The organism is Pedobacter jeongneungensis (assembly GCF_000633455.1).
Classification (GTDB): Bacteria; Bacteroidota; Bacteroidia; order Sphingobacteriales; family Sphingobacteriaceae; genus Pedobacter; species Pedobacter jeongneungensis_A.
Window position 1 is genome coordinate 173766 of the sequence record NZ_AYMG01000013.1, and the last position, 15973, is coordinate 189738.

Genomic DNA, 15973 nt, shown 5'->3' on the forward strand with positions numbered 1-15973 from the left:
TGCTGTTTGGTTATGCGATTTTCTATGTCCAGGTGTTTCCAGCCATGATTAATACCTGGCTTTCTTTACCATATTTTAGTTCGTTCAAGAAAGTTTCCATTCCATCCTGTAACGGAATCAATGCAATTCCTCTGCGTTGGTATTCTTTTTCTAATGTTGGCGAAACCATACCCGCACCTTTCCATGGGCCCCAGTTAATTGCCATTACCTTGCCTTGAATCTTCTGTTTTAAGGCCCAGGCATATTTGTCCATTACACTGTTTGCTGCGGCATAATCGGTTTGCCCACGGTTTCCGTAAACCGAAGCGATACTCGAGAAAAGGATCACAAATTGAGTTTCTGGTCTTAATTGCTCAGCTAATACCCTTAATGGGGTTACTTTGGTGTCGAAAACACGTCCGAAAGATTCGGATGTTTTACTGTGGAACAATTTATCTTCCAGTAAACCTGCACCATGCACTATACCATCTATACGGCCATAATCCTCATAAACCTGAGTGATTAAACGGGTTAATGCTTCTTCGTCTTTAAGGTCTAGCGATTCGTAAACTACAGTAGAACCACCTTCTTCTAAAGTTGCAATGCAACGTAAAATCTGGTTGTTTTTATAAATCCGGTTGGTTTCCTGTTCTATCTCGGCTGGTTTTTTAATTTCTCCCTGTTTAATCAGGTATTGCCTGATCTCATCTTTGGTTTTTAACGAAGAACTGGCTTCATTTGCCGATGCGATCGGGTTTGCCGAACGGCCTACCAAAATGTATCTGCAAGGATAATCTTTCGCGAAATGAATCATCAACTCGGCTGTAATGCCTTGTGCACCACCCAAAACCATCACTACTGCATCTTTATCCAAATGGATGTGCGCATCGGTTTCGGTACTTAATTGATGCGGTACAAGTTCCATAATGTGTCTTTTATGGTCGTTGTAAATGATTTCCGAAGGTTTATCCGGATTCAGGATTTCGTTTAAGGTAATGTTGGTGATTTCATCAGGTGTCATTTTGGTTTCCAGGCTGATGAAACGGCATTTGGTATGTTCGTATTCGCGGTCTAAACTTTTAAAGAAACCGGAGTAACCCTGATAATGTCTCAGGAAAGAAATATCCGATTGATCGTTAAAATATTGTTTGGTATCTGCAATCAGGTACACCCATTTTACAGTATCAAAGTTTAGTTTTTTTATGGTGGCGAAATGATCGAGAATGCCCACTTTTTGCTGTGCTTCGAACATGTTCAGGATAATAAGGCCCTGGTAGCCATCCAGTGAATCTTCAAAGTTCACCAGATCGGCAATGGCACCATGTTTCTCCAGCACTTTTTTGATTTTAAGTGCTTGTCCGCCGCCGTCATCGGTTAAGGCAAAACGCTGTCCTTTTAGTATGGCTGCTTCGGTAATGGTCAATGCAGCAGGAGTTAGCTCAAATCTCAAACGCGATAATTTTTCTTTAACGGTTTGATCATCGATGCTCTCCTCAATAAGCTTTTTTGCTTCTGTAAGCACCTCCGAGCTTTCCGCTTCAACATCGGCGATCCAGTTTACCAGCGCATTTAAGGTTTTAATTGCAGCCAGTTTTTCCATTAAATCATCAGCTTTTTCACTTTGTGAGCCAAAACCGATTTTTTCTTTAAGTGAGGCAATAATTTCCATTCTTTTGATTGAATCGATGCTTAAATCAGCTTCAAGATCTAAATCCATACCCAGCATTTCTTTTGGATAGCCCGTTTTTTCACTTACAATTTCAAGAATGGCCGATTTTAACTGGTCGATGGAGAATTTTGCAGGCTCAGCCTGGCTTGTTGCTACTGGATTAGGGGCACTAATCTCTTTTGGCTGTTCAGTATTTTCTGTAATCCAGTTTACGAGAGTAGCTAAAGTTTTAAGTCCGGCAAGCTGCTCCATAATTTTATCTTCCGGAAGGTTTAATTGAGAAAAACCACCCAGTTCGGTACGTAAAGCACCAATAATTTCTACGCGTTTGATGGAATCGATACTTAAATCGGCTTCCAGATCCATTTCCATACCTAACATTTCTTGTGGATAGCCGGTTTTATCGCTTACTAGCTGCAAAAGCACCAGTTTTATGTCTTTTTGTGCAACAACAGGTGTGATTACTTCGATTGTTTGTGCCTGTGGCACTTCTTGTTTTGCTGTGATCTGATTTTCGATGCGGACAGGCTGAGGTGCCTGATATGATGTTAAAGGCTGGTTCATGATTTGCGAAGGCATTGCGGGAGCCTGCCCCAGGAAGGAAAGCATTACATCGCGTTGTGCCTGAATCAGCATTTTCATGCTATGCAGGTACTCCTGCATCATCAGATCTTTGGCCGAGCCATTAACCTGTTGATTTTCGGTTAGGGTAGAGGTGTTGTTCATAAGGATAATCGGTTTAGTAATAGGTGATGCACCATTTGCCGGAAGTTTACCTGTTGATGGAACAGCGTGTTGACCGTTAACGTACCAGATAGCCGGACTTTTTTTATAGATAGAAAGTTCATCCAGTTTGATGGTTTTAACTGAACGGCCTTCGAATAGCTTTTCTAGTTTGATTTCGCGGCCAGTAGCCATATAGCCAGCTAGTGTGCCCAATAAATTGCTGAGTTTGTTCTGACCTTGATCTTCGGTGTGTAAAATCACTTCGTCTTTGCCGATGCAGGATTTGGTTAAGCCGCTTAGCACCTTGCCAGGGCCAACTTCTACGAAAACCCTGGCTCCGGCGGCATACATATCCCTAAGCTCATCAACAAAAAGGACAGGTTTTATCAAATGGTCGGTTAAACGTTCTTTTACAGCGGCAGCTTCAACAGGGTATTCTTTTGCAGTGGTGTTAGACCATACCGGAATTTTTAGATCATTAAAGTTTACTCCAGAAAGCACTTTTTGGTAAAGTCGTTTCGATTTAGCCACCAATGGGCTATGGAAAGCGCAGGCTACTTCAAGCGGACGGAAAGATATTTTAGCTTCTTTTAAAAGCGCGGCCAATTGGCTAATGGCTGCAGTGCTACCTGCAATTATACATTGCGTTGGTGCATTAAAGTTTACCGGGTAAACATCTTTGATATTGCCCAGGTATTGTGTAAGGTCTTCCTGTTTTGCGCTCACGGCAAGCATCGTGCCCGGATCGCCGTTTTCTACCGCATTTAAAATAGCTTTTGCTCTTTCTGCACTCAAGTGAACCAAAGCTTCTTCTTCAAAAGCACCAGCAAAGCAAAGTGCTGGCAATTCTCCATAACTGTGGCCCGCAACCATATCAGGTACAATACCCAATGATTTTAAGAAATTGGCAATGGCCAGATCAACAATACCCAATAGCGGTTGCGCCATGCGGGTATCTTTTATGCGTTCTTTTTGCGCTTTTGCATCGGCATCATTAAATACGGTATTCGGGAAAAGGATTTTTTCGTATTCAGGATAGGCTTTCAATAGTTTTCTCATTTCAGGGAAAACCACGAAAAGATCTCTGGCCATGTTTACGCGTTGGCTTCCTTGCCCTGGGAACATAAAAGCAACTTTGCCATCCTGTTTTTGAGTAAGGTAAGTGTCTTTGCTTTCTACGCCTGATAGAACAAGATCAATTTTCATTACCAGATCTTCGGCATGATTGGCTACGATGCTTAATTGAACAGGTTTGGTATCAGCAGTTGCTAAGCTATAGGCAATATCTTTCAGTTCGATCTGATCGTTCAGTTCTAAAAGGTTTTTTACCGAAATAATACTTGCTTTAGCTTCTTCATACGTATCACCTCTGAAAACAAAAAGTTCAGAAGGCCATGATTTTAAGATCGAATTTGTGTTTTCTATATTTTGCGCACTTTCCAATACGGCATGGAAGTTGGTTCCGCCGAAACCAAAGGCACTTACACCCGCATATCGTTTTTCTTCCATCCATAAACCAGCTTCCGTATGGAAAGCAAATGGACTGGTTTGAGCATTGTAGAAACTATTTGGTGTTTTTAAATTGATGGTAGGTGGTTTAATGCCATGGTAAACTGATAAGGATGCTTTGATTAAACCCGCAATTCCGGCAGCACATTTGGTATGGCCAATCTGTGTTTTTACAGAGCCTAAATGTGTCTGCCCTACGGTTGCGCCTGATTGGTTGAGCATATCGGTTAGTGCGCTGATTTCTGTTTTATCACCAACTACGGTACCCGTACCATGTGCTTCTACCAAACCAACCAGTGATGGTGTAATTCCAGCCTGACTGTAGGCTCTTTCTAAAGCATTTACCTGTCCGTTTTTGCGTGGTGCAGTTAAACCAAGGCTTTTGCCGTCGCTTGAGCCACCTACACCTTTAATAATCGAATAAATCGTATCACCATCGCGTAAAGCATCCTCGTATCTTTTTAATACGATCATGGCAATACCTTCGCCAAGGGCAATTCCATCGGCTTCGGCATCAAAAGTGGCACATCTTCCTTTTTTAGAGAGGGCGTGTGTGCTCGAGAACATGAGGTAATCGTTAATGCCGTTGTGCAGATCTGCTCCACCGGCCAAAACCATATCCGATTTCTCTAAAAATAACTCCTGACAGGCCAGATCGATTGCTGCCAAAGATGAAGCGCATGCCGCATCAACGGTATAATTTCTGCCGCCTAAGTTTAACCTGTTGGTGATCCTGCCCGAAATTACGTTTGCCAAAATGCCAGGGAAAGAATCTTCAGTGGTTTTTGGCAATACGGCATCTACTTCAGCTGGCATTTCGCCGAAAACTTGTTTGTAAAAGCCCCTAAAACTGTAGCTGTTAGCCAGATCGTTTCCACCTTCGGCACCAATAATTACCGAAACATTTTCGTTATCCACACCGCCATCGGCATAACCTGCGTGCTGCATGGCCTGTTTGGCTACCATTAAGGTAAGCAGTTGGGTAGGTTCTATGGCCGCAAGCGACTGCGGTGGAATACCAAATTCTAAGGGGTCAAAATCTATCCTTGGGATAAAACCGCCCCATTTAGAGTGCGACATATCGCCATCAGTAGAATCGGGGTTATAATAGAGTTCTTTGTTCCATCTTTCATCCGGTACTTCGGTTACCGAATCCTTACCCAAAATAATATTGCGCCAGTATTCTTCGAGGTTTTTAGCCCCTGGAAAGATACAGGCCATTCCCACAATGACCACATCAAGGGCTTTCGCTTTATTTTGTGGGGGTATTGGGAGTGTGGCATTTAATATGTGCGTATAGTTATGGGCGGCTACATCCTGATGCAAATCAAGCAGCGACATTACCTCTTTATGCATAGGGGCAATCTGACCAATCATGTACATACCCAGATCAGTTTGTTCTGCCTCGTCGATTTTTACCAGATCATCGCCACGTCTTTCAATTCCCTTTGCAGCAATTCGCAAACGGCCAACATTAAGCGACTCGAGTTTAGCCCAGATTTCTTTTTTATCCATTCCTTCTGCCTGAAGTTTCTTTTTTTCTTCATTAAAGAAAGTGGTAAATGAAGAATTTAAACACCTGGTTTCATGTCCTGGAGCGGTTTCAAGCAGTACAGTTTCGTTTGCCAGCATGGCTTCCTGCTGGAATTTGTTTAAAATGGCACCAGTACTTACCGCTTCTTTGGTATATAAGTATGCAGTGCCCATTAATACACCGATTTTCATTCCTTTGGCAGCCAAAGGAGCAGCCATTACCGAAATAAAAGCGGTAGAAAAAGCATCATGAATGCCGCCGGCAAAGAAAACACTAATACTTTCCGGATTTTCTTCTTTTAATAAACGTTCGATCTGTTTTTCCCATAGTACCATGCTTGATAGGGGGCCAACATGACCGCCACATTCGCGGCCTTCGAACACAAAACGTTTAGCACCTTCTTTTAAAAACATGTCTAAAAGAGAGGCAGAAGGCACGTGTAGGAAGGTTTTTATACCAGCTTTTTCAAAGGGTTTAGCCTGCGAAGGTCTGCCGCCTGCAATTAACAAAACAGGTGGTTTAGCTTCTAAAATATATTCCTGTTGCTCATCTCTCAGTTCTTGCGGCGCAAAACCTAAAATACCAACGCCCCAGGTTTTTTCACCCGCCAGTTTTTTGGTGTCTTCGATCAGGTTTTTTGCCGATACACCTTTTAATAAGGAAAGCGCAATAAATGATAAAGCTCCAGCTTCCGAAACGGCATCAGCAAAGGGCGCTACATCGCTTACCCTGGTCATTGGACCTTGCGCAATAGGATAGGTGATGTTCAGATCTTGTGCAAGTGAGTTATTCGCTTTTATTACATTGATGGCTTTTGCTTGTTTTAAATGACCATAAATGGCTTCTTTTATGCCGAAAACCAATTTATCAAGCTTTTTATATTTGGTAACCAGGTCAATCGATAACGCAATATCTTGACCCATTGGAAGATAATTGCTTTCCAGATCGTAACCTTTAAAATATTGCTGAAGACCATTGTAATCTGTATCTTCTGCCAATGCCGGTGAATTTGGACGGGCCAATACGCGGCAGTTATCAATCAGTTTAGTTTCCGTTCCACTTAATTTGCCGCAAACCGCTTTTAAATCTTCGGGTGCGGAACACTCGGGGAACAAAGCCAGTTGACTATCAAAAATAATGCCTGCTGCGCCCTGAGCCATTAAAGAGGCAGCAGTATGGATGCCCACACCGCCCTGAACCCAAACCGGAATGTTAACTGCTTTAATAATGCGTTGAAAAAGCACAAAAGAAGATTCGTAAGCCACACGTCCGGCGCCTTCATTTCCTTTTACGATAATTCCATAAGCGCCGTTTTTTTGTGCAGCTATAGCCGATTTAAGATCGAAAACCTGATGGATGATTTTTGCGGTAGTTTTGCTTTTTAGCGAAAGATCATAAGGCGCAATTACTAAACTTACCTGTTCAGGAAGGGTGATATTGGCCATTTCAACTGAATTGATACTTACACCGAAATTGGATATGCCGGAGGCGATAAGTGATTCGATAGCATGTTTAGCTTCAATTAAACGATGTCCAAGGCTGAGAACCGGAAAGCAATCTGCTTTTTGTAAATTGGAAACCAATCTTTGATCTGGGATTTCGAATGGAGTTACTCCAATAATGGCGTATTTGTTCATGGCTTTAGATTTTAATCTTTCTAATCTGTTTGGTGGATTTTTCTAAGCGAAACATAATGGTTCTTTATGCCTGCCGTAATACACAATAAGACAGCTTTTTAGCGCCGCTATTAGTGTGTATGATTAATTAGACCAAGATACGAATTGATTATGGCAGATTGTTTTAAATAAAGGGGAATGAACGAACTGAACGGGAGGACTCCTTTAAACCTATTCATGAACAAAAATGAATTTTATGAACAGATAAGTCCTTGTTATTATGATTTTTTATTGTTTTTTAGTAAGATAAACTGTTAAAACAATTAAATGTTAGCTGGATATTAAGATCAAATTAATTTTTTAAATCTTTAATTTATAAAAAAATTGATTTATAGTGTTTTATAACGAATTTTTTAGTTTTTAATCTGTTTTAAGCTTTATATTTTTATTGTTTTTCAATAAAAAGGTGTTTAAGTACTTAACAATGATAAAATTGGATATCTGTATTTTATGTTGAATAAATATTTTAAATTTTTAATAAAAATAGTTATGTATTTTAAATTAGTGTTATTTGTAGTTTAAATTAATTAATATTGCAGGGTTTTTGTTTGTAGATATTTGAGAATTATCCGTGGTGTAAGATGTTACCATCTTACGCCTGATCAAATCTTTTAGAATAATACGCTAAGTCGGGTGGAAACACCTGACTTCACAAATCCCGTCGATTAACATGATTTACGCTGAAATGAAATCTGCGTATTTCGCGTAATCTGCGGGACAAAATATTAGAATCAATAATCTTTAATGCTATCTATCCGTGGTGTGAGATGTTACCATCTTACACTTAATCAAATGTTCCAGAATAATACGCTAAGTCAGGTGGAAACACCTGACTTCAAATCCCGCCGATTAACATGATTTACGCTGAAATGAAATCTGCGTATTTCGCGTAATCTGCGGGACAAATTATAAGATTCAATAATCTGTAAATGCTATCTATCCGTGGTGCGAGATGTTACCATCTTACACTTAATCAAACCTTTTAGAATAATATGCTAAGTCGGGTGGAAACACCTGACTTCACAAATCCCGCCGATTAACATGATTTACGCTGAAATGAAATCTGCGTATTTCGCGTAATCTGCGGGACAAATTATTAGATTCAATAATCTTTAATACTATCTATCCGTGGTGTTAGATGTTACCATCTTACACTTAATCAAATCTTTTGGGATAATACGCTAAGTCAGGTGGAAACACCTGACTTCACATCAAAGACTAGGATCTGTTGCATTCAGTTAATTCTATCTCTAAAAACGGTTTGCCTTTCTAAAATTAAAAATTGAAATAACCATTAAAATAGAGGCAAACAGTACTATCGATAGTAGATTGATCCAAACAGATGGTACTTGCTGCCGGATATATTTTTCGGGTTTGTAATTTTTAATATTGGTATCATTTACGCCCTGGTTGAGGAAAATGTTAGGATAAAAATGCAGCCTGATCTGTTCGTGATATTTTCTAACTGCATCCTGAAAATCCAGGTGATTATCCAGGTCAGATCCTGCCATTTTATTGATCCCCAACTGGGTTTGTATGGGAGGGAAGAATAAAGCAACCATTTGGGTAAAGTGTTGTCTGGATTCGAGTTTATGCTGAATGGCCAATCTGCTTGTCAAAGCCTGGTCATCGCCCATTTGCTGCATGGCATAGTACCAAAACCAGCTAAATGTTTTTTTCTGCGGGAAAGGATATTTTTTAAGTTGTGGATAATGTTCGAAAAAAGGTTTCATGGTTACTTCTTTTGCCATATCCCACTTTTCGTGGTAACCCTCGCGCTGATTGATTACATTTTGTAAAGCTTCTGGTATCGGATATTTCCTGGTTAGGAAAAGATTGAGGGATGCCGGGATAACGATGCAGATGAGTACCCAAACTGCCACCATTGCCGAAGCATTAAAATTAGAAGATTTGTTGAGCGAAATGAAAAAGAAAGATACCGCAAACCAAAAAAACAGATACAAAATGGTTAAGGCAAATACAGCTAAAAAAGTAAAATCGACCGGTAGGTTTAAATAAAATTTAGCGACCATAAGTAATATAATAGCTACCCCAATAATGACCACTACCCTGATTGAAAATTTTCGCCTGATAATGACAAACGATTTCCCCGTTTGCGATTTTAACAGCGACCAAACACCACTTTCCTGCTGTTCGGAAAGCAGGTTGTAAGTGAAAGCGATAATCACCAGCGGGAACAGGAAGATAAAAACAAAGCTTAGGTCCATATTGCCCATGAGCAAACTGACCGGATTATTGATGTCGGTATCGTAAAGTTGTCCTTCCAAACCCAGCATAGTTACTAAAATCAGGTAAGGATTTACATCTCTTTGTCCGTTTGCAAAAGCCGACCAGGGATCCGGTGTATTGACCACTGAGAATTTATTTTGGAAAAAAAACAGGCCAATATCTTTACCAAAGTGATCGATATTATTGAGGGTGTTTTTCTTTTGCAAAACAGCTGCTTTTTCAATTACTGCCTGTTGTTTGGCTATAAATGTTTTGCCAAAATACAATCCGGCAAAGCCTGTTACGAGCAATACAATAATCCCGATCCACGCCTGGCTATTTCTGAAAAAGAGTTTAAATTCGAGTTGATATATACTTTGTTTCATGTTAAGATATTGTTTTAATCCATCTGGTGGCATATTGGAGCAAGAAAATTGTGGTCAGGAGCCAAAAGCTTAAAGCGCTAAGTGCCAATAATTCATTTGAAATTACGGTGTGCAATTTCCCGAAACGGTAATTAAAATCGGGCTGCTCTGCCCAGTTTTTCTTACTGATGGCCAAAGGTTTTTCGTTTTCACCGGGCGCAATGTTGCTGATCTTTTCGATCTGCAGTTTATTCATCTTTTGGGCAAGCTGGTAACGATAGGCTTCTGCCTGGTTCTGAAAATCGACAAAAGTGTTGAAATCAGATGCGGTTAAAGCCATCGAAATATGCTTTAATGCCAGATATGGATTAAAGAAACCTGCCACTGTAGTAATTTCGTTCTGTTTTTCGAAAGTTTTGTTCAGTGTTTTCTGGTGATTGCTGTAAATTTTAGAAGTAATCTTTTCTCCTTCGGCCATAATATAGCCACCATAATTAAAAGGAAGTTTTTTTACATCATCAACACCATACATCTGGAGCAGGGAATCTTTAATGGCAGCATAATGCGAATCATCGGGATTGTGGCTATCGCCCTGTTTACTAATATCGCTCGCAATGGCATCGGCAAATTCTATTTTAGCTGGCGAAGGGTGGATTTTTACACCAACAGCCTGGGTTATTCTTGGCATAATTACCATAAAAAATATCCAGCAGGCCAATAAGGTAATTAAAGCTGCTTTAGAACTGCGGGCAAAGGCCGAAACTAAAACGGTAAGGGCTGCAATAATGAAAAAATAAACCGCGTAACTTAAAATGAGCATCAATAAGCGTAAACTGGAATCAGTACTAATCTGCCAATGGCTTAAAGATGACCACAGTAGGATGGTAAGCAGGATGAGCGGAAGAAATATAGACAGGCATACTCCGATGATCCCCAATGTTTTGCCCCAAAGCAATTGCTTCCAGCTTACATCTTGGCATAACAGGATTTTTAGGGTTCCTGATTCCCGTTCAGCGGAAATGCTGTTGTAGCCCATAAAGAAAATCAATAGAGGTACCAGCAGCTGCAACACCATGGCCACACTGATTTCGCCAAAACGCAACATGCCGTTAGAGAAACCCGCTTCGCTGAAATTTACGGTGTTCTGTTTGTGTGCTTCTAAAAAGATCGATACACCTGCAAAACTTTCGATCCCAAAATCGAAGAAACTCAGTTCGTGTTTTTCGCGGAAGGCGAGGTAACCGTAATGTGCCATCCGGTGCGGGTGTTTATCGGGCTTTGCCAGCCATTGCTTCCTTACCAATTCTTTATAATGCAGGCGCTGATTGTTCTGTGTTTTATAATTTTGCCAGCCAATATAAGTGGCCAGGCAAAGCGATAAACCCAATAAAAGGGTTAGGGCCAGGGTGCCTTTATTATTAAAAGCTGCTTTAAAGGTCTGTTTGGCTATCGTAATAATTCTATTCGGCATTATATTTTATACATTACGTTAAACATTACGTTTCTTGGCGTGCCTGGAAAAAGGCGGAGGTAATTTTGGGCACCCACCCAATAGGTTTTATTGAGGATGTTGTTCATATTTACAGCCAGCTGAACTTTAGCGCCTGCAGGCGAATAATAAAGTGCGGCATCAAAAAGAGTATATGCTGGAAGTACAAAATCCCTGATGTACAATGGAAGTTTATTGCCGCTGTATTGCACACCTGCACCAAGACCAATGCCCTTTAACTTTTGTATTTCAAAATTATAGCGTGTCCAAATACTGGCACTGTGTTTTGGCGTATTCTGTACCCGTTCTCCAATTAAGGCAGGATTAAAATCATCTTTGATAATGGCGTCCACATAACTATAACCTGCATTAAACTGCCAGTTCGGTCTGATAAAACCGGATGCTTCCAGCTCTACACCCCGGCTGCGCTGCGCACCGCGCTCAATTAAACGGTTTACATCCAGAGGATCGTTGGCATTCATCAGCAGGTTTTTTTGGTTAATCTCGAAAATTGAAACATTTACCATCAGGTTTTTATTCAGCCATTCTGATTTTGCACCGATTTCTTTTAAATCACTTTCTAAAGGTTTAAAATTGCTGCCTGCTGGCGGAGGTACAATAACCAGTGTAGAAGTATTGCCCTGTGGCTGGTAACCCTGTAAATAAGTTCCATATAGGTTAATATTTGGGTTGATGGCATAAGTAATTCCAATCCTCGGTAAAAGTTTATGCTGGTCAACCCTTTTTTCGGTAGCGAGTTTATAATTGCTGTAATCTTCGTACCATTCCTGTCTCAGGCCCAGCGTTAACGTCAGCTTTTCATATTTGATCTGATCTTGCAGATACACCGCATTGATTAGGTTGTAGGCTGGCGGAATTTCTGTTTTCGTAAAAATATAATCGCTTAAATTCTTGATGGTATAGGTTGGATTGGCCAGGTTAAAGTGCTCTACATTGGGCACTGGCGCATTTACACCATTTACTACTTTAAACTGATAGAGGTCTTTTTTGGTGGGATCATATCTTGCGGCGATGGTACCATCTTTTAAGCGGTATCCCTGGGCCGAATTTTCGCCACCACCGCGCAGTTTCTGGGTGTTGATCCTGTCGTAGCCTATAACCAATTTATGGTTTAATCCAAAAGTATTGGCATTGATGCTAAAATAGCTGCTCAGGTTATCGGTACGCCATTTTTGTTGTCTCTGAACCGTACGCATGGCCGCCAGGGTAGGGATAGGCTGGTTATTTTCATCCACTCCAAAGGCATTGGTGGTTCGGTGTTCTAACAGATCTTCTGTCCAGTTTTGCTTCATGTAAGCCACATTAAATACGATATCATTAGTAAGGCTATGCGAAAAATTGGTCATCAGCATTAAATCCTGACTGTTAAAACGGTCGTTGCTGGCGCCCATGTTAAAACTGATTGGTGTACTTTTTAAATCCGTTTGTCCGGCGATGGCTCCGAAAATAGCCTGACCGCGATCTAACCTCGAATTACTGTTGTTCATCACCACCTCCACATTTAAACTGGTACGGTCGTTAGGGATGTAGGAGAAGGAAGGCGCGATAATATAACCTTTTCTATATTGCAGGTCTCTGAAACTTTTGCTGTCTTCGTATCCCAGGTTAAGGCGGTAAAGCAGCGTTTTCTCTGTATTTAGCGGTCCTGTAAGATCTAACGCGCCACGGATAGTGCTGAAACTTCCTGCCGAAAGGCTGATCTCTTTGCGGTCTTCGGTGAGTGGCTTTTTAGTCACCAGGTTAATGCTTCCCCCAGGGTCGACGCTCGAAAAGGTGGCACTTGCCGGACCTTTTATCACTTCTATCCGCTCCAAATTATTCGTTAAAGGCTGGTTAAAATAATACTGATGGGTACGCATACCGTTAATAATGGCCCCTTCTTCGTTCTGGTTAATCCCCCTAATGGAAAATTGATTGTAATAACTGCTCTGCGATACACTTGTGACGTTTTTTACTGCATCAGCAAGTACCGCGGCCTGCCTGTCGGCTATTAATTCTTTAGAAACTGAAGAAATGGCCTGTGGAATATCCTTGTTTAAAGTAGCCGTTTTGGTAGCAGAAAATGAATAATTGCCATAATATTTTTTGCCGTTGGTACCAATTACTTCCACCGTTTGCAATTCTTCATTGCTGGGTTGAAGCATAATGGCATCCAGTTTTAAATCATTGGTATTAATAGTGTAAATCTGGCTAAAACTGCTGTAACCGATGGCACTTATCGTGAGGGTATAATTAGCCGTTTTAGGTAAAATAAGGGAAAAATTACCAAGCGAATCGCTGCTGGTATTCAATTGATCTTTGCCGTTCCTAAATTTAACGGTTGCTTTGTAAATGGCCTGGTTTTGGGCATCGGTTACCCTTCCGCTTACCTTCACCTGAGCGAAACCGAATAGGCAAATTGCATTAAAAAGCAGTAATAAAGCAAACTTATGGAAAATAGAAAAACCTCTATATGTTGGGTTCATGAAATGAATTCGTTTTTTAAATGGTTTGTAAGTATAATTCCTGGAGATCGGCAGCACTGATTTCGCTGGCTTTTAACGTATGGATCAGTTCGCCCTGTTTCATAATACCGATATGCGAACCCACGTTTACCGCATTAAAAATATCATGCGTTGCCATTAAAATAGATTTGCCTTCTGCGGCCAGCTGTTTAACCAGTTGTGTAAATTCGGCCGTCGCTTTAGGATCCAGTCCGCTGGTGGGCTCATCCATTAAAATAATCTTAGCATTTTTGGCCAGTGCAATGGCGATGCCTACTTTTTGACGCATGCCTTTGCTAAAGCCCGATAAATGTTTGTTGTGAGCAGTTTCCTGTAAACCGCATTGATTTAAAAAATTGATTAAACTTTGGTTATTATAGCTGAATCCGGCCAGCTTAGAAAAATAATCGAGGTTTTCGATGGCCGAAAGGTTTCCGTAAAGCATCACCACTTCGGGGATGTAGGCCAGGTGTTTGCGGCGTTCATCATCGTGTGAGGAAATTTCTTTGTTGTCGATTAAAATTTTTCCCGCACTGGGTTCGATAAAACCTAAGAAAAGATTAATGGTAGTGGTTTTTCCTGCGCCGTTTTGACCGAGCAAACAGAATACTTCACCAGGCTTAACGGTTAAATTGAGCTGATTTAAGGCCTGGTAAGATTGATAATTTTTTGATAAGGAAATGGCTTGAAGCATAAAAATATAGGCTTAGGCACATACCGGACCGGACTGCGCATTAAACAAAATGAATTGAATTAAAGAATAAAAAGAAAATCCCGACTTGGCGGATTAAGCTCTTAAGCCTGGCGGACCTTTATTGGTACAGGATAGGAGGTAGGCAGAGGTATGCTGCTCGAAGTAAATACAAGATTTAACTTCAGGTTTAACAATAGATAGAGCGAATGTTGTAGGAGCTGGCAGATCGAAAAAATGGGAGTGGTGTTTTAAAACCTCGCACAGTTTACATTTTAACTTTGCCGAATCTAACTGCTGATGAGCAAAACCAGAATTTTGCTTGCAATAACTTACTTTTCCCGCCACATGGTGATGCAGGCTTTCAATCAGTGTCGCATTTAAAAATATCGCCAATAGCAAAAGCGCCCATATACGGGCAAATATTTCATTACGATATTTATAGACTGCATAATTCAATGCAACAAAGTTACATTTAAAAATCGAAAAACAAATTGTTTATGAGTATGGTTAATTGTTTAAATCGGTTAACTGACTCCAAACGCGAGACTTGTTCATTAGTCATTAGTTCATTGGTCATTGATTAATCGGTTATTTCTTTAAATCGGTTGATTGACTCCAAACGCCCAACTCCAAACGCCTAACTCTACTCACAATTGCTTACTTTTGTTATTAACCAGGCGCTTAATTAACAACCTCCTACACTCATCTAAATTTGCGACTTAAATTTTAACTAAAATGAAGTAAATTGTCGATAGTATCCCTTTTTGCTGTTGTTTTATGTTAAAAAAGTTTAACAAATAGATAACTATCATTAAATATTTTCTTTGGTTATTATACAATTTTGGCTAATTAATTTTCCTGTTACAAGCATCCCTATATTAAAAGAAAATGACAGCTATACCCACCGAGTGGAAAAATGACTATGAGCTTTTCGAGATTATAAGAACAGAACTTTATACCGCTGTAATAGGCGATATTATGGATAAAATGGGACTGCTTCATCAGTTTCTGCCTCCTCAGATACAGCCATTACATCCTGATATGTTTATTGCAGGCAGGGCCATGCCCGTGCTTGAAGCCGATGTATTAGAATGCGGGCCTTACGAAAGCAGTAATCCGGTTCTGAAAAAGCCTTTTGGTTTAATGCTGGAAGCATTGGATGACCTGAAAAAAAATGAAGTATATATTTGCACAGGTGCATCCCCTGATTATGCGCTCTGGGGCGAATTAATGAGTACAAGGGCGCAGATTTTAGGCGCTGCAGGTGCAGTGGTAGATGGTTACTCGAGAGATACCAAAGGCATATTACACCTCAATTTTCCTTCATTTTCTTATGGTAATTATGCGCAGGATCAGGCACCGCGGGGTAAGGTTATCGATTTTAGGGTTCCTATCGAAATTAAAGGCGTATTGATTAATCCCGGTGATATTGTAGTAGGTGATTTAGATGGCGTTTGCATTGTGCCGAAACAACATGAAGCCGAAGTAGTAAGTCTGTCGCTTGAAAAGGCCAGGGGTGAAAAAATGGTGCAGAAAAAAATACTCGAAGGGATGAGTGCGAAAGAAGCTTTCGAGAAATATGGGATTATGTAAAGGGGA

The 15973-nt window shown here is 40.5% G+C and carries 7 protein-coding genes; 1 reads left to right on the top strand and 6 read right to left on the bottom strand.

All coding sequences use genetic code 11. The annotated features are described in order from the left end of the window. Positions 1 to 22: 22 nt before the first annotated feature. From U859_RS0112930 to U859_RS0112955, 6 genes are all read right to left on the bottom strand, one after another. Positions 23 to 7054, bottom strand: coding sequence for a type I polyketide synthase (locus U859_RS0112930; protein WP_025143783.1), 7032 nt, complete (start codon positions 7052 to 7054; stop codon positions 23 to 25). 1289 nt (positions 7055 to 8343) lie between these two features. Further along, positions 8344 to 9708, bottom strand: coding sequence for a DUF3526 domain-containing protein (locus tag U859_RS0112935; RefSeq protein WP_029985729.1), 1365 nt, complete (start codon positions 9706 to 9708; stop codon positions 8344 to 8346). Position 9709: 1 nt separating this feature from the next. After that, on the bottom strand, positions 9710 to 11158 hold the full coding sequence (locus U859_RS0112940) for an ABC transporter permease (RefSeq protein ID WP_025143785.1): 1449 nt from the start codon (positions 11156 to 11158) through the stop codon (positions 9710 to 9712). After that, positions 11158 to 13662, bottom strand: coding sequence for a TonB-dependent receptor (locus U859_RS0112945; RefSeq protein WP_051584691.1), 2505 nt, complete (start codon positions 13660 to 13662; stop codon positions 11158 to 11160). Before U859_RS0112945 ends, U859_RS0112940 begins: the two co-directional genes overlap by 1 nt. A gap of 16 nt (positions 13663 to 13678) precedes the next feature. Then, positions 13679 to 14374 carry an ABC transporter ATP-binding protein gene (locus tag U859_RS0112950; protein WP_025143787.1) on the bottom strand — a complete coding sequence of 232 codons (696 nt, stop codon included), beginning with the start codon at positions 14372 to 14374 and terminating at the stop codon, positions 13679 to 13681. Positions 14375 to 14467: 93 nt separating this feature from the next. Further along, entirely contained in the window at positions 14468 to 14830 is a 363-nt protein-coding gene (locus tag U859_RS0112955) for a hypothetical protein (RefSeq protein ID WP_162799927.1), read from the bottom strand. Positions 14831 to 15262: 432 nt separating this feature from the next. On the opposite strand from U859_RS0112955, the gene U859_RS0112960 reads away from it, so the two are divergent. Continuing rightward, complete coding sequence (locus U859_RS0112960) at positions 15263 to 15967, top strand: RraA family protein (protein WP_029985730.1); 705 nt, start codon at positions 15263 to 15265, stop codon at positions 15965 to 15967. Positions 15968 to 15973: the final 6 nt, after the last annotated feature.

Excerpts from the sequence above, each read along its gene's own strand:
- U859_RS0112940 (WP_025143785.1), bottom strand. The coding sequence starts at position 11,158 with ATGCCGAATAGAATTATTACGATAGCCAAACAGACCTTTAAAGCAGCT.
- U859_RS0112960 (WP_029985730.1), top strand. The coding sequence starts at position 15,263 with ATGACAGCTATACCCACCGAGTGGAAAAATGACTATGAGCTTTTCGAG.
- U859_RS0112930 (WP_025143783.1), bottom strand. The coding sequence starts at position 7,054 with ATGAACAAATACGCCATTATTGGAGTAACTCCATTCGAAATCCCAGAT.
- U859_RS0112935 (WP_029985729.1), bottom strand. The coding sequence starts at position 9,708 with ATGAAACAAAGTATATATCAACTCGAATTTAAACTCTTTTTCAGAAAT.
- U859_RS0112950 (WP_025143787.1), bottom strand. The coding sequence starts at position 14,374 with ATGCTTCAAGCCATTTCCTTATCAAAAAATTATCAATCTTACCAGGCC.
- U859_RS0112945 (WP_051584691.1), bottom strand. The coding sequence starts at position 13,662 with ATGAACCCAACATATAGAGGTTTTTCTATTTTCCATAAGTTTGCTTTA.